Genomic DNA, 22902 nt, shown 5'->3' with positions numbered 1-22902 from the left:
ATCGTTCGCATCGCGGACACCTCCTGCGGCCGATTAGACACCGGCCCACCTCAATGATACAGCGTGGATCATGGAAACCAGCCTCAACGGCCTCAGACGCGATGCCCCCACCGATGCGCGGCAAGTGCGGTCGCGCAATGCGCTGACCGCCGCGCTGCTCGCGCTGCTCGAGGAAAAGTCCTTCGACCAGCTCACCATCCGCGAGATCACCGCGCGGGCGGGCACCGGCTATGCCACCTTCTTCCGGCACTATCCCACCAAGGAAGCGCTGCTCGCCGACGTCGCCTCGGCGGAGATCGCGGACCTGCTCGCCCGCACGATCCCGATCCTCTACGAAACCAACAGCTACGAATCGACGCTGGCGCTGTGCGCCCATGTTTCCGAGCACGCCCTGCTGTGGTCGGCGCTGCTCAACGGCGGCGCGGCGGCGCTGGTGCGCGACGAGTTCATCCGCCAGGCGCGCGGGCTGGTGGACGGCGCGGTGTCGCAGAACAACTGGCTGCCCTCCGACCTCGGCGTGATCCACGGCACCGGCTCCACCTTCGACATCCTCGCCTGGTGGCTGGCGCAGGACGGCGAAACCCCCGCCCCGATCCAGTCGTCCGAGGACGTCGCCAACATCCTGCACCGGCTGGTGATCGCCCCGCTCATCGGCGACACCATCGCGCGGCGCCCGGCCGAGGCCTGATGACCGCGCTGGCCGACCAGGTCGCGCCCGCCACGGGCGAGATCGAGGGGGCGGACTGGCCCGCCTTCGGCTGGGTCGACGATATCCGCCCGGCGCTGGCCGAAGCCGTCTCCGCCGGTCGCCCGGCCGCGCTGGCGACGCTCTACAAGGTCGCAGGCAGCGCTCCGCGCGGACCCGGCGCGCAGATGCTGTTCGCGCCCGGGACGCACGGCGGCGTCGCCGCGACGGGCTATTTCTCGGGCGACTGCATCGAGGGCGACGTCGCCAACCACGCCGCGCAGGTCCTCGCAGACGGCAAACCCCGCCGTCTGCACTACGGCATGGGTAGCCCGTGGATCGACCTGCGCCTGCGCTGCGGCGGGGCGCTTCACGTCCTGCTCGAGCGCGTCACGCCCGCTTCGCCCGCCGTCACCGCCCTGCTCCGCCACGCCGCCGAGCGCCGGTCCTGCACCTGGGACAGCGACGGCGAGATGCAGCGCGTCAGCGAGGACACCGGCCCGCTGCTGGCGCTGACCGACGAGCCCTTCCGCATCGCCCGCCGCTACGACCCGCCGCGCCGGCTGATCGTCTCCGGCGGCGATCCGGGCGCGCTCGCGGCCGCGAGCCTGGGGTCGATGGCGCAGTTCGAGACGATCCTGCTGCGCCCCGGCGGCCCCCACGCGCCGCCGCCCTTCCCGGTGTCGCAATATCTGCGCGAGGAGCCCTCCGAAGCCCTCGCCCGCCTCAAGGTCGATCGCTGGACGGCCTATCTCGGCGCCACGCACGAGGATCACCACGACCTCGGCGGCTGCCTCGCCGCCCTGCGCGGGCACGCGGGCTACGTCGGCATGATCGGCGCCCGGTCGCGCGCGCCCGAACGCCTCGCCGCGCTCGTAGCGGCGGGTGCCACGCCCGAGGAACTGTCGCGCCTGCAATTGTCGCCCGGCGTTCCCGGCCTCGGCAAGTCGCCGTGGGAAGTGGCGACCGGCATCCTTGCCGAGATCATGCAGGCGCTGAACCCCGCGCGGGAACGCGCTTGACCGATCTCGTCGCGGTGGTGCTGGCGGCAGGGCGCGCCACGCGCTTCGGCAGCGACAAGCTCTCCGCCCCGTTAGACGGCGAGCCGCTGCTGTACCACGCCATCCGCGCCGCCCGCGCCGCGCCGGTGGCCAGAGTGATCGTCGTCGCCCGCCCCGGCCTCGAAACCGGCGACTGGTCGGGCGGTCCGCCCGTCGACGTCGTGCAGCTCGCGAGCCCCGCGCTGTCCGACACGCTCAAGGCCGGCATCGCCGCCGCCGGAGATGCCTCGGGCGCCTTCGTGTTCCTCGGCGACATGCCGCGTATCCCACATGGCCTCCCCGCCCGGCTCGCCGCCGTGATCGGTCCCGCCTATGCGGCGATGCCGCGCCACAAGGGAAAACCCGGCCACCCGGTCCTGCTCTCCGCCAGAGCCTTCGCCGACATCGCCGCGCTCACCGGCGACGAGGGCGCCGGCCGCCTGCTGCGCCGCCACGGCGATGTCGTGTTTGACGACTGTCCGGATCCGGCGATACTCTTCGATGTGGACCGGCCGGAGGACCTGAAGAAGGCATAAGGCGCACAGGTCCGGGAGAGCGCATCATGTCGACGCCTGAACCACCTCCGGCAAATGGGCACAGGGCATCGTGACCGACCTCGGCGCGCTGTTCACCCCGTTCCGGCTCGGCCGGCATACCCTACCCAATCGCATCGTCTTCCCGCCGATGGGCCTGCAGGTCTGCGAGGGCGGCGTTCCCGGCGAGGAGGCCGCGCGGTACTACGCCCGCCGCGCGGAAGGCGGGGCAAGCCTCGTCGTCACCGAGGGCGTCTACATCGATCACCCTTCCTCCGGCGACAACCCGCTGCTCGGCCGCTTCCACGGCGAGGACGCTTTCGCCGGCTGGCGCAACGTCGCCGCCAAAGTGCGGGCAGCGGGCGCGCTGTGCGTGCCGGAACTGTGGCACGTCGGCCTGATCTACCGCGGGCCGGACGTGCTCACCGGCGGGCCGCTGACCTACCGACCCGAACTCGGCCAGATCAGCCCCTCGGGCTACATCGACCCCGCCAGCCGGGTCTGCCACGGCATGACGCAGGACCAGATCGACGAAGTGATCGCGGCCTACGCGCGCGGCGCGGCGAAGGCGGTGGAACTGGGCTTCGATGGCATCGAACTGCACGGCGCCCACGGCTACCTCATCGACCAGTTCCTGTGGAAGGCGCTCAACCACCGCTCCGACCGCTACGGCGGCAGCCCGCGCGCGCGCGGCCGTTTCGCCGCTGAGGTGATCGCCGCCTGCCGCGCCGCGCTGGAGCCCGGCATGCCGCTGATCCTGCGCCTCTCGCAGTGGAAGATGGTCGACTACGCCGCGCGCCTTGCCGACACCCCGCAGGAACTGGAGGAGTTGCTCGCCCCGGTGGTCGAGGCCGGTGTCGACCTCATCGACTGCTCGCAGCGCCATTTCTGGGACCCGGGTTTCGAAGATGGCTCGGACCTGAACTTCGCGGGCTGGGTGAAAAAGGTGACCGGCGTTCCCACCTGCACGATAGGCTCGGTCGGTCTCGACAGCGACTTCTTCACCAACCTCGGCGAAGGGCTCGAATCTGGCCTCGACCTCGCCCGCCTCGACGACCTCATGCGCCGCTTCGACCGGGGCGACTTCGATCTCGTCGCCGTGGGCCGGGCCATGATCGCCGAACCCGACTGGCCCAAGCTGGTGCACGCGGGCGAGTTCGAGCGCCTCAAGCCGTTCAACCCCAAGGCCCTCGACGACGCGCTGATGGCGCATGTGAAGTGAGGCCGATTTCTGAAGAGGTACGAAGGCAGGCGAGCACGCATTCCCCTCTCCCAACCCTCTTGAGAGGGCTACGCCAGCCCCCACCCTGTCATCGCGCGAAGGCCAGGTTCCCGTATCCCTACTCCGCGTTCCGAACCAGCCGGGCCGCCTGCTCCACCTTCTGCTGCGCCACCGCCAGGCCCTCCTCGGCATCGCGCAGCAGGCGGCGCAGTTGGCCACTTTCGCCTTGCGGTGCCGTGGGACCTCGCTCGCTGACGCCGTGGAGGAAGAGGCGAACCGAGTAGCGCGTCTGCCGCTCGATCGCGGAGGGGTCGAGGCGCATGCCCCAAGCGGCGTTGCTGGCCGGCCCGCCGACGACGAGCGCGAGGAAGGCCTGCGCCGCGTCATCGGCCTCGGCGAAGGCAGCGCCGGGCGCGGCGAGGTGGCGGCGGAACAGGTCGGCGAGGTAGCGCAGCGTCGGTTCGGTGCCGAGCCGGACGTTCTCGATCGCGATCTCGGGCATCGTCACGCTCTCGGCATTGGTGAGGCGCAGCAGGCGCAGGCCGGCGGGCCCCAGCACGTTCTCGACCAGGAGCGCGCCGATGCGCACCAGGCTGGCCTCGAAATCCGCGCTTTCCTGCGCGCGCAGCACTTCGACGGGGACCAGCCACTCCTCGATCGCGCGGGTGAGCGCGGCCTTGAACAGCGTCTCCTTGTCGCCGTAGCGGGCGTAGACGGTACGCTTGGCCATGCCGGCGGCGGCGCAGATCGCGTCGATGCTGGTGCCGGCGAAACCCTTCTCGAGGAACAGGTCGAGCGCCTTGTCGAGCAGTTGCTCGTTGCTGAGCGAGGGCCGGCCCGGACGGCGGCGGACGGTGTCGGAGGGATCGCTGTCGGGCACCGGGGTCCTTTCGTCGGCTCGCTCGCCCGCGTTTAGCGCCCTCGCCCGCGTGCGGCAACGACATTTGAAACGGATGCGGCTACATATTACGCTTACGCTCGGTATTTAGCACGTGACTAGGCGTCGAATCGATGCTAATGAAACGGTCAAGGTAACATACGGCATCAGGACTTCGCGGTAAGCGGGGCCGGGCCAAGGTTCGGGAGTGGATGACGATGGCACTGACATCGGTCGATTTGACGCCGAGGATCGGGTCCGAGGTGAAGCTGGACAAGGCGGCGCTGCTCGGCGGCGCCCATGCCGCCGAAATCCGCGCACTGCTGGTCGCGCGCGGGGCGCTGGTGTTCCGGGGGCTCGGCCTCAACGACGAGGAACTGCGCATGGCGGCGCGCTCGCTGGGCGACCTCCGGATCGGCTCGGCCAAGCGCGGCGCCGATGGCAAGGTGCTCAACGAGGGCGAGCAAGGCGTGCTCAAGGTCAGCCTCGACCCCGAGGTGAACCCCGAATACGCGAAGTTCCTGTTCGGCAACCTGCTCTGGCACATGGACGGCACCTACGAGCCGGTCCCGCCTTTCGCGACGCTCTTCACGCCCACCCGCCTCTCGCGCGAGGGCGGCGACACCATGTTCGCCAGCACCTACGCCGCCTACGAGGACCTGCCCGAAGTCGAACAGGAGCGGCTCACCGGCTTGCGCGTGGTCCACACCATGCAGGCCGCGCTGTTCCCCGCCAAGCGCGGCTGCACGCCGGAGGAATTCGCGGTGTGGTCGAGCTATCCGCAGCGCTCGCACCCGCTGGTGTGGCAGCACAAGTCGGGCCGCCGCTCGCTGGTGCTCAGCACTTCGGGCGCTTGGATCGAGGGCATGCACGCGGCCGAGAGCCACGACCTGCTCCAGCGGCTGATGATCCACGCGACGCAGGACAAGTACACCTATCGCCACCAGTGGCAGCCCGGCGATCTCGCGATCTGGGACAACACCGGCTGCATGCACCGTGCCATGCCGTTCGAGGCCGGCAGCAAGCGGGAATTCCACCGCTGCACCCTCAACGGCGAGGAGCCGGTGACGGCGCCCGAGCGAGCCGCCGAAGCGGTCACCTGACAGACGAAAAGGGAGAGAAACCAATGCAGGTCGGCGTACACCTGGGCTACCAGAACCTTCACGGACTGCCCGACTACGAATTCTTCCGCAAGGAAACCCAGCTCGCGGTCGAAGCCGAGGCGATGGGCTTCGACTTCGCGGCGATGGTCGAGCACCACTTCACCGACTACGCCGCCTGCCCGGACCCGCTGCAGGCGCTGAGCTGGGTGGCGGCGAAGACCAAGACCATCAAGCTGATGCCCGCCGCCGTCATCCTCCCCTGGAACGACCCGCTGCGCGTGGTCGAGAAGGTCGCGATGCTCGACGCGCTGTGCGAGGGGCGCCTCTACCTCGGCATGGGCCGCGGCGCCGCGCGGCGCGAGTTCGAGAAGTTCGGGAAGAGCCTGTCAGACAGCCGCGAGATGTTCGACGAGGCCGCGCAGATCATCCTCGATGGCCTGGAAACCGGCTTCGTCGAGGCCGACGGCAAGTGGTACAAGCAGCCGCGCGCCGAGATCCGCCCGAAGCCCGAGGGCTTTGGCCGCGACCGCTGCGTGATGGTCTCGATGTCGCCCGGATCGTGCGAAGTGGCCGCCGAACTCGGCCTGAAAGCGCTGCGCTTCAGCCAGGGCGACTGGGCCTCGGCGATGCCCGAGATCGACAAGTACCGCGATACCTTCAAGGCGCTCCACGGCAAGGCCGCGCCGCCGTTCATCATCTCGGACTTCATGGTCTGCTTCGCCGACCGCGCCAAGGTGACCGACTACACCGACAAGTATTTCGCCGCGCAGTTCCAGCAGGTCGCCAACCACTACGAGTTCATGAGCCCGCACTTCAAGGAACTGCCCAGCTACGCCACCTACGCCTACATGGGCGACATGGCGGCGGCGCGCGGCGGGCCGGACAAGGCCTACAAGGACTACGTCGGCGGCAACCTCATCGGCACGCCCGAGGAGCTTTACGAAAAGCACCTCATGCGCAAGTCGATGGTCGGCGACTACGAGATCATCGCCAACTTCAGCTTCGGCGGCATGCCCTACGAGGACGTGTACGCGCAGATGAAACTCTTTGCCGACAAGGTCATGCCGCTGCTGAAGGCGGAAGAGCCGGTGATGGCGTAGGGTGGCGGGCCATATCACAACACCTTCGTCATTCCCGCGAAGGCGGGAACCCATCTGATGCCCTGTCCGGTTGAGCCGTCAGGAGATGGATCCCCGCCTTCGCGGGGATGACGAAGAGGGGAGCGGAGTTTTTTGCCGCCCCCTGAAGCGACAGGGAGAAAGGACATGACCCAGATCACCGGACGCACCGCCGTCGTCACCGGCGGGGGCAGCGGCATCGGCATGGGGCTGGCGAGGGAGCTGGCCCGCCAAGGCGCGCGCGTCGTCGTCGCCGACATCATGATCGACAACGCCGAGCGGGTCGCCGACGCCATCCGCGCCGAAGGCGGCGAGGCGATCGCGGTCATCTGCGACGTCTGCGACCGCGCCTCGATCCGTACCCTGAAGGAGACGGTGGACGCCGCGTTCGGGCCGGTCCAGCTGCTGTTCGCCAATGCCGGCGCCACCTCGTTCGACCCGCTGGTGGAGATGAGCGACGACGACGTCGACTGGATCCTCCAGGTCAACCTCCACGGCGTCATGAACACCACCCGCGCCTTCCTGCCGGACATGATTGCGGCCGGCGAAGGCCATATCTGCGCCACCGCCTCGATGGCGGGACTGCTGCCGGGCTGGATCCCGGTCCACGCGCCGTACTCCGCCGCCAAGGCCGGGATCATCGGCCTGATGATGAACCTCGGGCTCGAACTGGCCGAGCACGGCGTCCACACCACCAGCTACTGCCCCGGCGGCGTCGCCACCGGCATGAAGGACAACAACGCCCGCTACCGCCCCGCCCGCTTCGGCGGCCCCGGCGAGGGCGAGATTCATGTCACCGAGGCCTCCAGCGTCGCCCACAGCCACGACTTCTACACCCCCCGGGCGATCGCCCCGATGGTTTTGGATGCCGTCCTCAACAATCGCGCCTTCGTTTTCGACCATCCCGACCAGCGCGACCACTTCCGGCGTACCTATTCGGGGATTGTCGAGGCGTGTTACGATGCGGCAGACGCATGGCATGCGCGCCACGGCACGCCCGAGGCCAACCCCGAGGGCGCGCGGCTGGTGCACTCGTGAAGATTTCGAAGAACAAAAACACCGTCATTCCCGCGCAGGCGGGAACCCAGCCGATGCCGTGCTCGGTTGCACCGTCAGGAGATGGATCCCCGCCTTCGCGGGGATGACGAATAAGGCGCAGGAGAGAAAAGTATGGCCCAGCTCGACGTCCGCCCGCTCATCGAAGGCCGCGACTTCGGCGTGCGCATCGCCGGCCTCACCCTCGACGAGACGACGCGTCCCGAGGTCCGCGACGAGGTCAACGCGCTGTTCACCCGCCACGGCATGATCGTGTTCGAGGACGTGGAGCCCAGCGGCCGGATGCACGTCGCGCTGTCCGACATCTTCGGCCCGATGAAGGACCACCCCAGCAAGGCGGTCCCGCGCGTCGACCAGGATGCCATGCCCGGCGTCATCGACATGACCTGCAAGCCCTTCCCCGAGGGCCGCATCCAGATCGGCGGGCGCGAGGTCACGCAGTGGCTACCCTGGCACTTCGACCATGCCTACAACAACGAGCTGAATCGCGCCGGCGTGCTGCGCGCGCTCGACATCCCGCCCCAGGGCGGCCTCACCGGCTTCGTCGACGGTATCGAGCTGTACCAGCGCCTCTCGCCGACCTTGTGCGAGAAGATCGACGGCCGGAACGTGCTCTACCGGATGAACGTCATCATGCAGGACTTCCACTTCGGCGCGCCCGAGGACTACCGCTGCCTGTCCGAGAACCCCCACGCCGACGCGGTGATGGAAGCCGCGCAGGGCACCCCCCGCGCCGTCCACCCCGCGGTCTGGACGCGCGCGACCGGCGAGAAGGTGCTCCATGTCTCGCCGTGGATGGCCGAGGGCATCGAGGGCGACGAGACCCCCGAAGGCGAGGCCCTGCTCGACGCCGTCAGCCGCGAGATTTTCGCGCTCGGCAAGGAGTTGTCATACTGGCACCAGTGGAAGCCCACCGACATGCTGATCTGGGACAACTGGCGCGTGCTCCACGCCGTCAGCGGCCATGATCCGCAGTACGGTCGCCGCATGCAGCGCACCACCATCAAGGGCGATTATGGATTGGGGTATTTCGAAGGCGGGGCTTCGAGCGACAACAAGATACTGGAACGGACGTATTGAGTTGGACCACTCTCTCCCCTGAAGGGGAGAGGGTTATGATCTACGCCCGCCCCGTCTCGTTCGACAGCAGCGCCGGGTCGATCCCCTCGGCCCGCCAGGTCGCCGACCAGCGGCCTTCGGGCGGTGTCTGGAACAGCACTTCGCGGTGGCCTTCCGCCGCGTACCAGCCGTGGTGGCGCATCTCGCCTTCGAGCTGGCCGGCGCCCCAGCCGGCGTAGCCCAGAGCCATGATCCAGTGCGCCGGCCCGCGGCCCTCGGCGATGGCCCGCAGTACATCCATCGAGGCGGAGAGCGCGCAGAGCGGCTCGACCGCGATGGTGTCGACGCCGCCCCAGTCGGTCGAATGGAGGATGAACCCGCGCCCCGGCTCGACCGGGCCGCCGGTCATGACCTCGCGGTTGGGGGAGACGCCGGGATCGATGCCCAGTTCCTCGAGCACATCGTGAAAGCGTACGCCCTGCCGGACATGGCCGATGCCGATGCCCAGCGCGCCGTTCTCGTCGTGGACGCACATCACGTTGACCGAGCGTTCGAATCGCGGATCGAACATGCCGGGCATGGCGAGCAGGATGCGCCCCGAAAGGTACTGTTCAGCTGTCACGCCCCGCAATGTAGGCGAGGCGTCCGCCACTGCAACCCGGAAGCGAGCCCTGATGAAATGGCAGGGCAAGCCAGCGCATTTCGAAGGGCGAATCCCGATCGGATAAAAGCGCCGTCGTCCCCGCGCAGGCGGGGACCCCGCTTGTTCTTTTGAGCGCACAAGGAAGCGGGGCCCCGCCTTCGCGGGGGTGACGGAGTTTGGGATGGCAAGGGCAAGGCCTCTTTCCCCGCTCGCCCTCAGCTCTTAAGACCGCCCCATGAGCCTCCTTTTCGACCTCCCCGCCGTCCCGACCGTCCCCGTCCTCGGCAGCGAGGCGCGCTATCCGGTGCGGCGCATCTTCTGCGTCGGGCGCAACTACGCCGCCCATGCGCTCGAACTGGGCAACGCGGTCGATCGCGAGGCGCCGATCTGGTTCAACAAGGCGCCCGCCGCGCTGTGCCTTTCGGGCGAGGCGGTTCCCTATCCGCCGGGCACCACCAACTGCCACTACGAGATGGAGTTCGTCGTCGCGATCGGCGCGCCCGCGTTCCGCATCGCTCCCGAAGACGCCATGGCAGTCGTCTATGGCTATGCCGCCGGCCTCGACATGACCCGGCGCGACCTGCAGAACGCCTCGAAGGCCAAGGGCTACCCTTGGGACACCGGCAAGGACTTCGAGAACGGCGCGGTGATCGCCGCGATCACGCCCGCGGCCGGGTTCGGCCCGGTGGCCGACCAGCGCATCGCGCTCGTCCAGAACGGCGAGACCCGGCAGGACAGCACGCTCTCCGACATGATCTGGTCGGTGCCCGAGCTGATTGCCGACCTCTCGCGCCTCTACCACCTCGCGCCGGGCGACCTCATCTATACCGGCACCCCGGCAGGCGTCGGCCCGGTCGCGGAGGGCGACGTGCTGGAAGGCACGATCGCCGGGCTGGAGCCGGTTCGGCTGAACATCACCGCGGCGCAATAGCGGCAAAACCCCGGCAGCGCGGACCTCCCAAAAACCCGTCATCCCCGCCTGCGCGGGGGCGACGGATCAGGTGTGCGGTCCATCTGATCGAAAGCCCCGCTCTTTTCGGTACAGGCCTTCGTCATTCCCGGGCCGCTGAATTACCGGCCCCGATCGGCCCGTGGCCTTTCGCGTCGCCCGCCGCGCCCCGCGCTTGCCAGCGTCCGCCCAGTCCCTAAGAGAGCGCCATGATCTCGATGCGACGCCATGCGACCCTGCCGCTGCTCACCCTCATTACCCTGCTGGCCACTGCCCCGGCCCACGCCGAGGACGAAGCCGACGCCCCGCGCAGCCCGATCGTCGTCACCGGCCGCGGCCTCGGCGACGGGCCATCGACGCCCGCCTACGACGTGCAGACGATTGACCTCGACCGGCTCAAGTCCAGCGCCTCGGGCCGGATCGAGGACGTGCTGTCCTCCGTCGCCGGCTTCCAGCAGTTCCGCCGCTCCGACAGCCGCGCCTCCAACCCCTCGAACCAGGGCGTGACCCTGCGCGCGCTGGGCGGCAACGCCTCGAGCCGCGCGCAGGTGCTGCTCGACGGGGTGCCGGTGGCCAACCCGTTCTTCGGCTACATTCCGCTCAGCGCCCTCGCCCCCGAACGCCTGCGCTCGGTGCGGGTGACGCGCGGCGGCGGCATGGGCGCCTTCGGCACCGGGGCGGTCTCGGGCACGATCGAGATGGAGAGCGCCGGGCCGGATGAGATCGGCCCGGTCCAGGGCGCCGCCCTCGTGAACGACCGGGGCGAAACGCAGAGCGCGCTGACGGTGGCGCCGCGCCTGGGCGAAGGCTTCGTGGTCGCCGGTGTCCAGTGGGACCGGGGCCGGGGTTTCTGGACCACGCCCAAAGAGCAGCGCGTCGCCGCTTCCGCCCGTGCGCAGTACGAAAGCCTGTCCGGCTCGCTGCGCGCCGTCGCCCCGCTGACCGACACGGTCGAAGTGCAGGCCTCGGGCCTGGTCTACGACGACCAGCGCACGCTGCGCTTCAAGGGCGCCGATTCGACCTCGTCCGGCCAGCAGGGATCGCTGCGCTTCGTGGGCCGGGGCGACTGGCAGTTCGACGTGCTGGGCTATGTCCAGGCGCAGGACTTCTCGAACGTCGTCATCAGCTCGACGAGCTACAAGAAGACCCTGGACCAGAAGAAGACCCCGACGCTGGCGCTCGGCGGCAAGGCCGAACTGCGCCCGCCGGTGGGCGACGCGCATGTCCTGCGGCTCGGCACCGACGTGCGCCTGTCACGCGGCAATCTCGTCGAGATGCCCTACAGCGCCGCCACCGGCCGCCCCACCGCGTACCGCCGCGCCGGGGGCAGGCAGTCCGACCTCGGGTTCTACGCCGAGGACGACTGGACGCTGGGTCAGCTGGTCGTCACCGGGGGTGTGCGTGCCGACCGCTGGACCATCCGCGACGGCTACTACCGCGAACTCAGCGCGGCGGGCGCGGTCAACCAGGACACCCGCTTCGCCGACCGCGACGGCTGGAACGTCAACGGGCGCGGCGGCGCGGTGTGGAACCTCGCGCCGGTGGTTTCACTGCGCGCCACCGCCTACACCGGCCTGCGCCTACCGACGCTGAACGAGCTTTACCGGCCCTTCGTGGTCTTCCCGATCACCACCCAGGCCAACGCCGCGCTCAAGCCCGAGCGCCTGCGCGGCTACGAGGCGGGGGTCGATTTCCACCCTGCCGCGGCACTGTCGATCGCGCTGACGGCCTTCGACAACCGGCTCAAGGACGCGGTCGCCAACGTCACCCTGACCTCGACGCTGCGCGAGCGCCAGAACGTCGACGCCATCCGGGCGCGCGGGATCGAGGCCAGCGCCGACCTCGCGCTCGGCCGCGTCGACCTGTCGGGCTCGCTCTCGTGGACCGACGCCAAGGTCGAGGCGAGCGGCACGCAGAGCCAGCTCGACGGGCTCAGGCCAGCGCAGGTCCCCAAGCTCGCCGCCAGCGGCACCCTCGCCTGGACGCCCAGCGACGGCTGGCGCCTTGCCGCCACCGTCCGCCACACCGGCGCGCAGTTCGAGGACGACCTCGAGACCGACGTGCTGCCCGCCGCCACCACGCTCGACCTCTTCGCGCAGGTTCCCGTCGGGCGCTTCGTCTCGATCGTGCTGCGCGGGGAAAACCTGACCGACGAGACTATCGTCACCCGCAACCAGGGCGGCTCGATCGACCTCGGAACGCCGCGCACGCTGTGGGCGGGGCTCAAGGTGGGCTTGCGCTAGACGCGCGACTGGGGCACCCGAAAGGCATGAAAAGGCTGGCAAGGCGATGACCCGGCTCACCGTGAACGAGCGTGCCGTCGCGTTCGCGATGGACCCGCGCACGCCGCTGCTCTGGGCGCTGCGCGACGCCGCCAACCTGACCGGCACCAAGTACGGCTGCGGCGTGGGCGACTGCGGGGCCTGCACGGTCCTGGTGGACGGCTCCGCGCTGCGCGCCTGCCTCATCACCCTGGCGGAGTGCGAGGGCCGCTTCGTCGTCACTATCGAGGGCCTCTCGCGAGACCGCGACCACCCGGTGCAGCAGGCGATGGTCGCCGAACAGGCGATCCAGTGCGGCTTCTGCACCCCCGGCATCGTCATGAGCGCCGCCGCCCTGCTTGCCCACAACGCTAGCCCCAGCGATGCCGAGATCAGGGCGGCGATCCCCAACCTGTGCCGCTGCGGCGTCCAGCCGCGGCTGCTGCGCGCGGTGCAGCGCGCCGCCGCCGTCGCCCGCCGCGAGGAAACCATCGGCGCCGCGCCGGAGAGCCCACCCGAACACCCTCAAGGAGAAACCCCATGAACGCCACCATCTGGCACAACCCCGCCTGCGGCACCTCGCGCAAGACGCTCGCGATCCTCCAGGAAACGCCCGGCGTCGAGGTGGAAGTGGTCGAATACCTCAAGACCCCGCCGAGCGCCGAGAAGCTGGCGCAGCTCTACCGCGACGCCGGGATCACCCCCCAGCAGGGCCTGCGCATGCGCGGCACCGACGCGGCGGAGCGCGGCCTTCCCGATGCTGATGACGCCACAGTGCTCGCGGCGATGGCCGCCCAGCCCGCACTCATCGAGCGGCCGCTGGTGGAAACCGAAAAGGGTGTCAGGCTTTGTCGTCCCCAGGACCTGGTGCAGGAGATTCTCTGAGGCGGCAGTCCCGTCTCGTTTTGTCTCATCGCGCCCTGTCATCGCCTTGCAATGATGGCCCCGATCTGCCACCGCTTTGCAATATTCGACATGACAAACTTCCGAGAGCTTCCCGCAGCATGACCAGTACCGAGCTTGCCCGCGAGCGCCTGTCCCAGCGGATCACGCGGAAGATCAAGCATGGCCTCGGGCCCTGGGGCGTCTTCATCGAGGGGTTCCTGCGCAATCCGGTGATGGTCGGCTCGATCGTCCCGTCCTCGCGCTTCGTCATCAACCGCATGCTCTCGCGGGTTGACTGGCCCAACTGCAAGCTCTTCGTCGAATACGGTCCCGGGGTGGGCACCTTCTGCCAGCCCGTGCTCGACAAGCTGCCGCGCGACGGCATGCTGATCGTGATCGACACCAACCCGCTCTTCATCGACTACCTGCGCCGCACCATCACCGACAGCCGCTTCATCGCGGTGCTCGGCTCGGCCGCCGACGTCGAGGACATCGTGCGCGCGCATGGGCATGACAAGGCGGACTACGTGCTCTCCGGCCTGCCGTTCTCGACCCTGCCGGACGGCGTGGCCCCGGCCATCGCCGCTGCCACCTACCGCGTCATCCGCAAGGGCGGCGCGTTCCTGGTCTACCAGTTCCGCCCCAAGGCCAAGAGCTACATGGCCCGCCACTTCAAGCGCATCGACGACGCGATCGAGCCGATCAACGTGCCGCCCTGCTTCCTGTGGTGGGGCTGGAAGGACGAGGACTGATTCGCCTGCCAACGTCGTCCTCGCGAAGGCAGGGACGACGATTTCCGGTTACTCGAACAGGTCCGCCATGACCTCGGGCGAAGGCCCGGCCAGCTGGCGGTGCGTCTGGCTCAGCACCGCCGCGAGGATGATGCTGGCCACCGCGCCGATCGCGCCCGAGACCACGCCCATCACCAGGATCGCGATCTGACCCTGGCCCAGCACCAGCATGACCGGCCCGACCAGGATGAAGGTCGCCACCAGCGCGATCGCGAAGTATCCCAGGGTCAGCAGCGTGTAGAACCCGAACAGGCGCAGGCTGTTGCGCCGTGTCAGCTTCCACGAGCGCGCCATCGCCGCGATCGGGTTGCCGGTGCCCTCGCTCACGATCACCGGGATGATTAGCGAGAACTTCACCGAGGCGTAGGTCAGCGCCAGCATCAGCAGCACGACCACCAACACCGAGCCGGCCGCCCCCGCGCCCACCAGCGTGAACAGCCCGACCACCAGCAGCGACAGCGCCACCATGGCAAGCACCGTCGCGATGAAACCGACCACGCTGACCGCGAGCAGCGAGGGCAGCGCGCGCAGGCCGAGGCGAATCGATTCACCCACCGTCGGTCGCCCCCGGCCGCCGATCAGCGCGGTGACCGAGAGGTAGCCGATCATCTGCGCGACCATGCCCCCCAGCCCGAAGCCGAGCAGCAGGCCGATGTTCTCGCTCATGATCCGGTTGAGCACCTGCGGCTTGTTGGCGCCCATCGCCTCGATCATCTGGGTCTGCAGGTCGGTCAGGAACACCGTGGAGAGCAGCGTGGGCAGCAGGAAGAACACGCCGCCCAGCGCCAGCAGCACCTCGCGATTGGCGCGCACGGCGGCCATGGCGTCGCTCCAGGCGCGGTTGCTGTCGAACGTCATGACTTGGCTCCAGGAATGCCGCGATCCGGCGCGGCGCGCGCCTCCGCACGCCTAAAGGCTCTTGATAACCGCAGGGAATGACGCCACGCAACGCGCCATGACGATTCCCGCCATTCTTCCGGGTGATATCGAGCTGCGGATCTCGAACACCCCGGTCCCCTACCGCGAGGCGCTGGAGGAGATGACCGCGCGCAACGCCGCCATCGCTGCCGGCGAGGCGCGCGAACTGATCTGGCTGCTCGAGCATCCCCCGGTCTACACCGCCGGCACCAGCGCCGCGATCGGCGAACTGCTCGACCCGCGCTTCGAGGTGGTCGAGGCCGGGCGCGGCGGGCGCTACACCTACCACGGCCCCGGCCAGCGCATCGGCTACGTCCTGCTCGACCTCAAGAAGCGCGCCCGCGACGCGCGCGGTTTCGTCCACGGCCTCGAAGGCTGGGTGATCGAGACCCTGCGCGACTTCGGCGTCGAGAGTTTCCGCGCCGAGGGCCGCATCGGCATCTGGACCGCCGACACCGACGGCCGCGAGGCCAAGATCGGGGCCATCGGCGTGCGCATCCGCAAGTGGGTGACGATGCACGGCTTCTCGGTGAACATCCGCCCCGACCTCGCGCACTTCACCGGCATCGTGCCCTGCGGCATCGAGGAGTTCGGCGTCACCAGCCTCGAGCGGCTGGGCAAGGCGGTCGATTTCGCCGCCTGGGACGAGGCGATGATCGCCCGCGCCCCGGCCTTCCTCGCCGCGCTCGAAAGCCCCTGCCCTCCGGAGACCGCCGCATGAAGTTCCGCCTCTCGGTCGCGCTTGCCTGCACCGCGCTCGCCCTGGCCGCCTGCGACAAGGCCAAGGAGCAGCCCAAGGCGGCCGCCGGCGGGGAACTCCTGCCTCGCTCGGCGAGCGACGACATGCTGCCCTACGATACCGTGCGCTCGCAGGCGTCGCTGTCGGCGCCGGATGACGGGCTCTATGAGGGAACCTCGCGAACGGTCCTGCCCGATGTTTCCGCGTCGGCGGCTGTGGAGGACGACGTGGTCAGCGATCCGGCAGCCCCGGCCGAGGTGGCCCCGGTCGCCCCGGCCCCCTGACGTCGTTCTCGCGCCACCTCCCCGTCGCTGCGCGACAGGGAGGATCTCATCGCCCCTCAGAGCACCTTGTCGTAGATCGCGTATTCGCGGTTGACCTTGCTGTTGATGGCATCGGCGATGGCGACCATGCCCTGGTTGTCCTCCAGCACCCAGCCGATCTCCGCCCGCTTGGCGCTGAACTGGGCGATGGCGGCGCGGCGGATGTATTCGATCATCATGAAGGCCAGCTGGCTCGCGAGGCGCGAGGACTGGAGCTTCTTGCGCACGCCCATCAGCGGCACCCGCATGTCGGCGGGCCTCGGCCTGCGCAGCCACAGCAACAGCTTGAGGAGCCCGAAAATGGAAGGCTTGCCGTTGCGCTTGTTGACGCGCATCTGGATGCCGTTGAGGTCGGGCAGCGTCATCATGAAGGCCACCGGCTCGCCGTCGTATTCGGCGATGCGGATCAGCGCGGGATGCACCAGCGGCTTGAGCGCCTTGCCGGTGTATTCGATTTCCTTGGGCGTGAAGGGCACGAAGCCCCAGTTGTCCGACCAGGCATCGTTGAGGATGTCGCAGATGATCGCCGCGTCGCGGTCGAAGTGCTTGAGCTCGACGTCGCGGATGCGGATGCGCGCGTTCTTCTCGCCCGAGGCGATGATGCGCTGGATCAGCGCCGGATATTCGTTGCGCACGTCGATGTCGAACGTGCGCAAAGTCTTCACGAGAGCGTAGCCGGACCGCTCGATCCAGCCCTGGTAGGCGGCGTTGTGGTGCGCCATCATGACCATCGGCGAGTGATCGTGGCCAAGCGTCTGGATGCCCGGCTCCTCCCAGACCGAGAGGTTCATCGGCGCGACGACGCGGGTCATGCCCTCGGCGCGCAGCCAGTCCTCGGCCCGGGCGATGAGCGCGCGGGCGGTGTCCTCGTCCTCGGCCTCGATCGCACCCCAGTTGCCGGTGCCCGGGCCCATGCCCTGCTCGATCGGCTGTTTCAGCGCCAGTTCATCGATATGCGCCGATATGCGCCCGACGATCCGGCCCTCGCGGCGGGCCAGGAACAGCTGGACCTTCGCGTGCTCGAAGAAGGGGTTCTTGCCCGGCGTGAACTTGGAGATTTCCTCCGAGCGCAGGTTGGGCACCCAGTTCGGGTCCGCCGCATTGAGCCGGTAGGCCACGTCGACGAAGGCGGCACGATCGGCCTTGCTGGAGATGGGAGTGATCACTAGTTCAGCCATGGCCACGATGCTGCCTTTGTTTCGGCTTAGGAAAAGGGTGCGAGAGCGCGACCTGCTGCCGAGGGCGGCAGGTTGTCAAGCCCGGGATCCGGGCCATACCCCCCGCGCCGCGCGGTGATTCGCGGCAAACCTCGTCCCGGCGCCTGTTTGCCGCGGCGGATTTGGAACTCTGGAATGATGAATGCCCGCAACGCGGTCGACCCGCACGCCCTTGACATCACCCCGCGCGACGCCGCAGGCCCTTCGACGTGGCATTCCCAGATGCCCGACGACAAGGCCATGCTGCGCGCCGCCGTCGAGCTGACGCGCGATATCGCCGAGGCCCGTCCCGGCATCTACTGGCCCGACATGCTGGCCAGCACCGCTGTGGGCTACGGCGCGCTGGCGGGCGCGATCCTGGTCGGCAATCCTGTCGTCGCGGTGCTGCTGGGGCTGCTCGCCTCGCTGGCGCTGTACCGGGCGCTGCTGTTCATCCACGAGCTGACCCACATCCACAAGGACGCCCTGCCCGGCTTCCGCTTCGGCTGGAACCTGCTCGTCGGCATTCCCATGCTGATCCCCTCGTTCATGTACGAAGGCGTGCACACCCAGCACCACGCCCGCACCCGCTACGGCACCGGCGAGGACCCGGAATACCTGCCCCTCGCGCTGATGAAGCCGTGGAGCCTGCCGGTCTTCGCGCTGACCGCGATCCTGCTGCCGGTGGCGCTGCTGGTCCGCTCGGCGGTGCTGGTGCCGCTGGGCGCGGTGATCCCGCCGCTGCGCACCCTCGTCTGGGGCCGCGCCTCGGCGCTCGCCATCAACCCGCAGTACCGCCGCCGCAGGCCCGAGGGGGACTTCGCGCGCACGGTGTTCTGGCAGGAGCTGGGCTGTTCGGCCTGGGCGCTGTCGGTGCTCGCCGCCAGTTTCGCCTGGGGCTGGCGCCCGCTGGTGATCGCGCTTTGCGTGGTCTCGCTCACCGCCTTCCTCAACCAGGTCCGCACGCTGGTCGCCCATCTGTGGGAGAACGACGGCGAATCCATGACGGTCACCGCGCAGTACCTCGATTCGGTCAACGTGCCGCCGCCGGCGCGCTTCTCGGGCCTGTGGGCGCCGGTGGGGCTGCGCTATCACGCGCTGCACCACCTGCTGCCTTCGGTGCCGTACCACTCGCTCGCGGAGGCCCACCGCCGCATCCATGAACACCTGGGCGAGACCTCGACCTATCGCAAGGCCAGCTACTCCGGCCTGACGCCGCTGCTGGCGCGGCTCGCACGCAGCACGATGACGGCGAGGTAAAGGGACCGGACCTCCCTCACGCAGGCACTGCCCCACCTCGCCCGTCGTCCCCGCGCAGGCGGGGACCCCGCTTGTTCCTTCGAGGCACCAAGGACGCGGATGACCTGAGATTGGCTTCGAGGCGGGAATTACGCTCCCCCGCTCCTCACTCCTCGGTGCGGATCAGCACCGTCTCGCCGATCAGGGCGAACAGCAGGAACGGCGCCCAGGCGGCGACGAACGGCGGGTAACCGCCAAAATTGCCCATCGCCAGCGCCGCGTTGTCGAACACGAAGTAGGCGAAGCCCAGCGCCATGCCGATGACCGCGCGGATCAGCAGCGCGCCCGAGCGGGCGAGGCCGAACGCCGCGACCGCGCCCAGCAGCGGCATCAGCGCCGAGGACAGCGGCCCCGACAGCTTGTGCCACCACGCCGCGTCCAGTTCGCTGGTGCGGCGCCCCGCCTCGCGCACGGCGGTGATCGAGCCGGCGAGGGTGAAGATGTCCTGCGCGTCCGAGTCGACCTTGGAGATGTAGATCTTGGCGGGCGTTATCCCCGGCGCGACCGTGGCCGAAGCCAGGCGCGTGGTGGTGGTGCCGGCGACGTCGAACCTGACCGGGCGGTCCATCTTCCAGCCGGGGTTGAGGAACGTCGCCTTGTCCGCGCGCAGCTGTTCGACGATCATGTCGTTGGCATCGCGGCGGTAGAAGGTGACGCCGTTGAGCGTCAGCGCGTTGCCCTCGCCGGTTAGCGACTGCGCCAGCAGCAGGTCGCGCCCGTCCGCCAGGTAGAGGTTGGCCTTGGGCCCGGTCGACACCGGGATCGGGCCGTAGTCGACCGCCTCCCAGGCATCGAGCGTCGCCGTGGCGCGGGTCACCACGCGCTCGTTGAAGGCGAAGCTGCAACCCGAGATCACCAGCGCGGTCAGGATCAGCGGCGCCAGCACCTGGTGCGCCGAGAGCCCCGCCGCCTTCATCGAGATGACCTCGCTGTTCTGGTTCAGCGTGGCGAGGGTGATGATCGTCGCCAGCAGCACCGAATAGGGCAGGAACCGCGCCACCAGCTGCGGCGCGCGCAGGGTCACGTAGTAGAGCAGCTGCATCTGCCCGTTGCCCTGGTGCGCGAGGATGTCGCCGCTCTCGCCTAGCAGGTCGAGCACCTGGAGCACCAGCACCAGCATGATGAGCACGGCAAGGATGCGAGTGAAGAACAGGCGCGCAAGGTAGAAGGTCAGCGTGCGCGAGGGGAAGAATTCCAGGTGCATGTCAGGTCTGTTCCGCCGGCACGGGCAGGATGGGGCCGCGCCGGTTGCGGCGCAGCAGCGACTTCATGCGCTTCATGATCTTGCTGGAAGCGGTCTCGAGCCAGCCCAGCGGCTGGCCGCCGGGCACGTAGGCGACGCGCCAGTACATCCACAGGATCATCGCCGCGAAGACCAGGAACGGCCCCCACAGCCCGAGGATCGGGTTGATCTTGCCCAGCGCCGCCACGTCGTTCGCGTACTGGTTGACCTTGTGATAGGCCACCACCAGCACGATCGACACGAACAGGCCCAGCGCCGAGGTCGAGCGCTTGGGCGGGATCGCCAGCGCCACCGCCAACAGCGGCAGCAGCAGCATCATCACCACCTCGACCACGCGGTAATTGAAGTTCGCCTGGCTGGAGACGCGGTTTTCCTTGGGGATGTCCTTGTTCCAGCCCAGCTTCATCAGCTCGGGCAGGAGATATTCGCGCTCCTGCCCGCCGCGCTGGCGGAACTTCTCGATCGCCGGAAGCTCGATCGGGAGGTCGTGGCGGGTGAAGGAGAGGACACGCGGCATCTGGCCCGGCATGTCCTGGATGATCTGGCCCTGCTCGAGGCGCAGGATGATGGTGTCGGGCTGGTCCTTGAGCGCGAGGAAGCGCCCTTCGCGCGCCGAGATCGACAGGACCTGCCCCTTCTCGTTCGCCACGCGCGCGAAGATGCCCATCAGGCGCTGGCCGTTGTCCTGGCTCTCGTCGATGCGCAGCGCGATGCGGTCCTTGAGCGCGGTGAACTCGCCCACCTTGATCGAGGCGCCGAGCGCGCCCGACTTGAGCTCGTAGTTGAGCTCCTCGTAGTAGTAGCGCGAGAGCGGCTGAAGGTAGCCGACGATGGCGAAGTTGGCGACGACCAGCACCAGCGTGATGATGTAGGGCACGCGCAGCATGCGGGTGTAGCTCAGGCCCACCGCACGCATCACGTCGAGTTCGCTGCTGGTAGCGAGCTTGCGGAAGGCGAGCAGGATGCCGAGCATCAGCCCCAACGGGATCGCGAGGCTTGCGTACTCGGGCAGCATGTTCGCCAGCATCTTGAAGACGACGCCGATCGGCCCGCCCTCGGTCGCGACGAAATCGAAGAGCCGCAGCATCTTGTCCATGACGAGCAGCGATGCGGCCAGCAGGAAGATGCCGAACATCGGCATCAGCACGAGGCGCAGGATATATCGGTCGATGTCGTTGATGAACTTCAACTAGAGCACTTTCCGACCGGTTTCGTCACTGAGCCGTCCCCCTTGCGGCCCTTAACGGCTGGGACCGTGCGGGCAAAGCGATTTGTCGCATGGCCGCCAAATGAGCCATCGCCCGCCCCCCGGGCTGCCCGGATAGGAGCCACCGACAGGCGAGGCTTACAACGTCGTTGGTCGGGCAAGGTTTCCGCCAGGGCGGCGCGAAGCGTCAGGCTTTTTCCAGCGTGCACTGCAGCGGGTGCTGGTTCTGCCGGGCGAAGTCCATCACCTGGTTCACCTTGGTTTCGGCGATCTCGTAGGGGAAGACCCCGCAGACGCCGACACCCTTCTGGTGGACGTGGAGCATGACGCGCGTCGCCTGCTCGAGGTCCATGTTGAAGAAGCGCTTGAGGACCAGCACCACGAATTCCATCGGGGTGTAGTCGTCGTTGAGCATGAGCACCTTGAACTGGCTCGGCTTCTTGGGCTTGGCGCGGGTCTTGGTGGCGATGCCGATCTGCTGATCGTCGCCGTTGCCGCGATCGGAATCGCCGTCGCTCCCGGCAGCAGTGGTCCACACGGACGCGCTGAGGGGAATCAGGGGTTCGGAATCGGCGATCGCGGGAATCATGATGGCCAGAATATCGTACCGGGGCACCCGATAACAAGATGCCCCGGCCCACATTCTCGGATTTGGCGCTCCACGGGCCCGAAGAATCGCTTCATCCGGCCGGTTGGAAGGCCTCGCGCGTCAGAGCGAGACCGAGCGCGCCTTGTCCATGGCGATGCTCAGACGGCCCGAGATGGGCGCGAACGAATCGCTGAACAGCTTGAGCATGGTTTCGCTGTTCTTCGAGCTGTACGCCACGGCGCTGTCGAAGTTCTTGCGCACGATGTCGCCCTGGAGCTTGAAGAAGTCGGTCGGCGACTTGGCGGCGGCCAGTTCCTTGATGTCGCCGGTCATGGTCTCGAAGGCGGTGCGGCCTTCGGCGACCAGTTCCGAGCCGATGCCCTGCACGCCTTCGGCGAGGATCTTGCCCGATGCGACGACGGCTTCGACGTTGCCCTTGGTGAATTCGCTCACTTCGCCGAGCACGCTGGTGCTCTTTTCGAAGGCAGCCTTGGCCTTGGCCTGGGCTTCGGTCATCGCGTCCTGGAGACCCGCGAAGTTAGTGCTCATGTCCATGTTGTGCTCCTCGAGCATGAAGTTGGTGAATAGTCCTGCGAAGACGGGCTTGGTTTTGGGTGCGGTCTTAAGTGCCGCCTTGGGAGTGGCCGCCTTCGGGACCGGGACCACCGCGAGCGGGGCCTTCACGTCCTTGGCAACCTTGATGACCGGCTTGGGCGGGAGGGCCTTGGCCGGAACAACGGGAGCGACCGGCTTCGGCTTCGCCTTGGCGAGCGGAGCGGTCTTGATCGGGGTCTTGGCCGCCGGCTTCGCCTTGAGGGCGGGCTTGACGACCTCCGGAGCCTTGGCGACCGGCTTTGCCGGCGTGGCGGTCCTGGCGACCGCAGGCGCGGGCCTGGCCGCAACCTCGGGCGCCTTGACCGGCGCCGCAGCGGCCGGCTTGGGCGCTTCGGCGGCGGGCGGCGGCGTGGGGGCGGTCGGTTTGGCTTCTGCCGCGGCCGGCTTAGGGTCCGCCGACGTGGCCTTCGCCTCGCCTACGGGCAACGGCGGCTTCGACGCCTGCTCTGCAGCGGGCTTGTCCTTAGTATCTTCGTTGTCGGCCATGTCTGAAAAATCCAGCCTTGGAGAGAACTTGAAACTTCCGGGCCTTCAGCCCGCATCGGAAAGCT

Annotated in this window: 24 protein-coding genes; 16 read left to right on the top strand and 8 right to left on the bottom strand. The window is 68.5% G+C overall.

The window, feature by feature from the left end; genetic code table 11:
* The first annotated feature begins 70 nt into the window (after nt 1-70).
* The 4 genes from AC07M9_RS01615 to AC07M9_RS01600 all read left to right on the top strand — a co-directional run bounded on the left by AC07M9_RS01615 (nt 71) and on the right by AC07M9_RS01600 (nt 3480).
* Entirely contained in the window at nt 71-688 is a 618-nt protein-coding gene (locus AC07M9_RS01615; protein WP_494880779.1) for a TetR/AcrR family transcriptional regulator, read from the top strand.
* Complete coding sequence (locus AC07M9_RS01610; protein WP_494880778.1) at nt 688-1707, top strand: XdhC family protein; 1020 nt, start codon at nt 688-690, stop codon at nt 1705-1707. Before AC07M9_RS01615 ends, AC07M9_RS01610 begins: the two co-directional genes overlap by 1 nt.
* Nucleotides 1704-2261, top strand: coding sequence for a nucleotidyltransferase family protein (locus AC07M9_RS01605; RefSeq protein ID WP_494880776.1), 558 nt, complete (start codon nt 1704-1706; stop codon nt 2259-2261). Before AC07M9_RS01610 ends, AC07M9_RS01605 begins: the two co-directional genes overlap by 4 nt.
* A 70-nt stretch (nt 2262-2331) precedes the next feature.
* Entirely contained in the window at nt 2332-3480 is a 1149-nt protein-coding gene (locus AC07M9_RS01600; RefSeq protein ID WP_494880774.1) for an oxidoreductase, read from the top strand.
* 118 nt (nt 3481-3598) lie between these two features.
* Here the strand turns inward: AC07M9_RS01600 and AC07M9_RS01595 are convergent, their stop codons facing one another.
* Entirely contained in the window at nt 3599-4360 is a 762-nt protein-coding gene (locus AC07M9_RS01595; protein WP_494880772.1) for a TetR/AcrR family transcriptional regulator, read from the bottom strand.
* A gap of 215 nt (nt 4361-4575) precedes the next feature.
* Here AC07M9_RS01595 and AC07M9_RS01590 point away from each other — a divergent pair, with 215 nt between their 5' ends.
* From AC07M9_RS01590 to AC07M9_RS01575, 4 genes are all read left to right on the top strand, one after another.
* The gene (locus tag AC07M9_RS01590; protein ID WP_494880770.1) at nt 4576-5460 is read left to right on the top strand and encodes a TauD/TfdA dioxygenase family protein; all 885 of its coding nucleotides are present in this window, start codon (nt 4576-4578) and stop codon (nt 5458-5460) included.
* Nucleotides 5461-5483: 23 nt separating this feature from the next.
* Nucleotides 5484-6560: an LLM class flavin-dependent oxidoreductase gene (locus tag AC07M9_RS01585; protein ID WP_494880768.1), complete on the top strand. Its 1077-nt coding sequence runs from the start codon at nt 5484-5486 to the stop codon at nt 6558-6560.
* Between the two features lie 165 nt (nt 6561-6725).
* The gene (locus tag AC07M9_RS01580) at nt 6726-7616 is read left to right on the top strand and encodes an SDR family NAD(P)-dependent oxidoreductase (RefSeq protein ID WP_494880766.1); all 891 of its coding nucleotides are present in this window, start codon (nt 6726-6728) and stop codon (nt 7614-7616) included.
* Between the two features lie 132 nt (nt 7617-7748).
* Nucleotides 7749-8714 carry a TauD/TfdA dioxygenase family protein gene (locus AC07M9_RS01575; RefSeq protein WP_494880764.1) on the top strand — a complete coding sequence of 322 codons (966 nt, stop codon included), beginning with the start codon at nt 7749-7751 and terminating at the stop codon, nt 8712-8714.
* 40 nt (nt 8715-8754) lie between these two features.
* On the opposite strand, the gene AC07M9_RS01570 is transcribed toward AC07M9_RS01575, so the two are convergent.
* Entirely contained in the window at nt 8755-9315 is a 561-nt protein-coding gene (locus AC07M9_RS01570) for a YqgE/AlgH family protein (protein WP_494880762.1), read from the bottom strand.
* A 256-nt stretch (nt 9316-9571) separates the two neighbouring features.
* On the opposite strand from AC07M9_RS01570, the gene AC07M9_RS01565 reads away from it, so the two are divergent.
* The 5 genes from AC07M9_RS01565 to AC07M9_RS01545 all read left to right on the top strand — a co-directional run bounded on the left by AC07M9_RS01565 (nt 9572) and on the right by AC07M9_RS01545 (nt 14183).
* Nucleotides 9572-10267, top strand: a complete 696-nt coding sequence (locus AC07M9_RS01565) for a fumarylacetoacetate hydrolase family protein (RefSeq protein WP_494880760.1) — start codon at nt 9572-9574, stop codon at nt 10265-10267.
* Between the two features lie 227 nt (nt 10268-10494).
* On the top strand, nt 10495-12528 hold the full coding sequence (locus AC07M9_RS01560; RefSeq protein WP_494880758.1) for a TonB-dependent receptor: 2034 nt from the start codon (nt 10495-10497) through the stop codon (nt 12526-12528).
* 46 nt (nt 12529-12574) lie between these two features.
* Nucleotides 12575-13090, top strand: a complete 516-nt coding sequence (locus AC07M9_RS01555) for a (2Fe-2S)-binding protein (RefSeq protein WP_494880756.1) — start codon at nt 12575-12577, stop codon at nt 13088-13090.
* On the top strand, nt 13087-13431 hold the full coding sequence (locus AC07M9_RS01550; RefSeq protein WP_494880754.1) for an arsenate reductase family protein: 345 nt from the start codon (nt 13087-13089) through the stop codon (nt 13429-13431). The genes AC07M9_RS01555 and AC07M9_RS01550 overlap by 4 nt, the downstream gene beginning before the upstream one ends.
* A gap of 119 nt (nt 13432-13550) precedes the next feature.
* Nucleotides 13551-14183: a class I SAM-dependent methyltransferase gene (locus AC07M9_RS01545; protein WP_494880752.1), complete on the top strand. Its 633-nt coding sequence runs from the start codon at nt 13551-13553 to the stop codon at nt 14181-14183.
* 48 nt (nt 14184-14231) lie between these two features.
* On the opposite strand, the gene AC07M9_RS01540 is transcribed toward AC07M9_RS01545, so the two are convergent.
* Nucleotides 14232-15080 carry a lipoyltransferase gene (locus tag AC07M9_RS01540; RefSeq protein ID WP_494880750.1) on the bottom strand — a complete coding sequence of 283 codons (849 nt, stop codon included), beginning with the start codon at nt 15078-15080 and terminating at the stop codon, nt 14232-14234.
* Between the two features lie 97 nt (nt 15081-15177).
* Here AC07M9_RS01540 and lipB point away from each other — a divergent pair, with 97 nt between their 5' ends.
* Nucleotides 15178-15861, top strand: coding sequence for a lipoyl(octanoyl) transferase LipB (lipB, locus tag AC07M9_RS01535; protein WP_494880749.1), 684 nt, complete (start codon nt 15178-15180; stop codon nt 15859-15861).
* Nucleotides 15858-16163, top strand: a complete 306-nt coding sequence (locus tag AC07M9_RS01530) for a hypothetical protein (protein ID WP_494880747.1) — start codon at nt 15858-15860, stop codon at nt 16161-16163. The genes lipB and AC07M9_RS01530 overlap by 4 nt, the downstream gene beginning before the upstream one ends.
* 56 nt (nt 16164-16219) lie before the next feature.
* On the opposite strand, the gene AC07M9_RS01525 is transcribed toward AC07M9_RS01530, so the two are convergent.
* Nucleotides 16220-17380 carry an N-acetyltransferase gene (locus AC07M9_RS01525; protein ID WP_494880746.1) on the bottom strand — a complete coding sequence of 387 codons (1161 nt, stop codon included), beginning with the start codon at nt 17378-17380 and terminating at the stop codon, nt 16220-16222.
* A gap of 177 nt (nt 17381-17557) precedes the next feature.
* Between AC07M9_RS01525 and AC07M9_RS01520 the strand changes: the two genes are divergently transcribed.
* Complete coding sequence (locus tag AC07M9_RS01520; RefSeq protein ID WP_494883862.1) at nt 17558-18658, top strand: fatty acid desaturase family protein; 1101 nt, start codon at nt 17558-17560, stop codon at nt 18656-18658.
* Between the two features lie 145 nt (nt 18659-18803).
* On the opposite strand, the gene lptG is transcribed toward AC07M9_RS01520, so the two are convergent.
* The 4 genes from lptG to AC07M9_RS01500 form a co-directional block, all read right to left on the bottom strand.
* Nucleotides 18804-19901, bottom strand: coding sequence for an LPS export ABC transporter permease LptG (gene lptG, locus AC07M9_RS01515; RefSeq protein WP_494880745.1), 1098 nt, complete (start codon nt 19899-19901; stop codon nt 18804-18806).
* Nucleotide 19902: 1 nt separating this feature from the next.
* Nucleotides 19903-21129: an LPS export ABC transporter permease LptF gene (lptF, locus tag AC07M9_RS01510; RefSeq protein WP_494880744.1), complete on the bottom strand. Its 1227-nt coding sequence runs from the start codon at nt 21127-21129 to the stop codon at nt 19903-19905.
* 205 nt (nt 21130-21334) lie between these two features.
* The gene (gene clpS, locus AC07M9_RS01505; protein ID WP_494880742.1) at nt 21335-21736 is read right to left on the bottom strand and encodes an ATP-dependent Clp protease adapter ClpS; all 402 of its coding nucleotides are present in this window, start codon (nt 21734-21736) and stop codon (nt 21335-21337) included.
* Nucleotides 21737-21856: 120 nt separating this feature from the next.
* Complete coding sequence (locus tag AC07M9_RS01500) at nt 21857-22837, bottom strand: phasin family protein (protein WP_494880741.1); 981 nt, start codon at nt 22835-22837, stop codon at nt 21857-21859.
* Between the last annotated feature and the right edge of the window lie 65 nt (nt 22838-22902).

This window comes from Novosphingobium sp. GW821-FHT09E05, from assembly GCF_059416165.1.
Note: the sequence above shows the minus strand (reverse complement) of the source record. Positions and strands in the feature narration are given on the sequence as shown.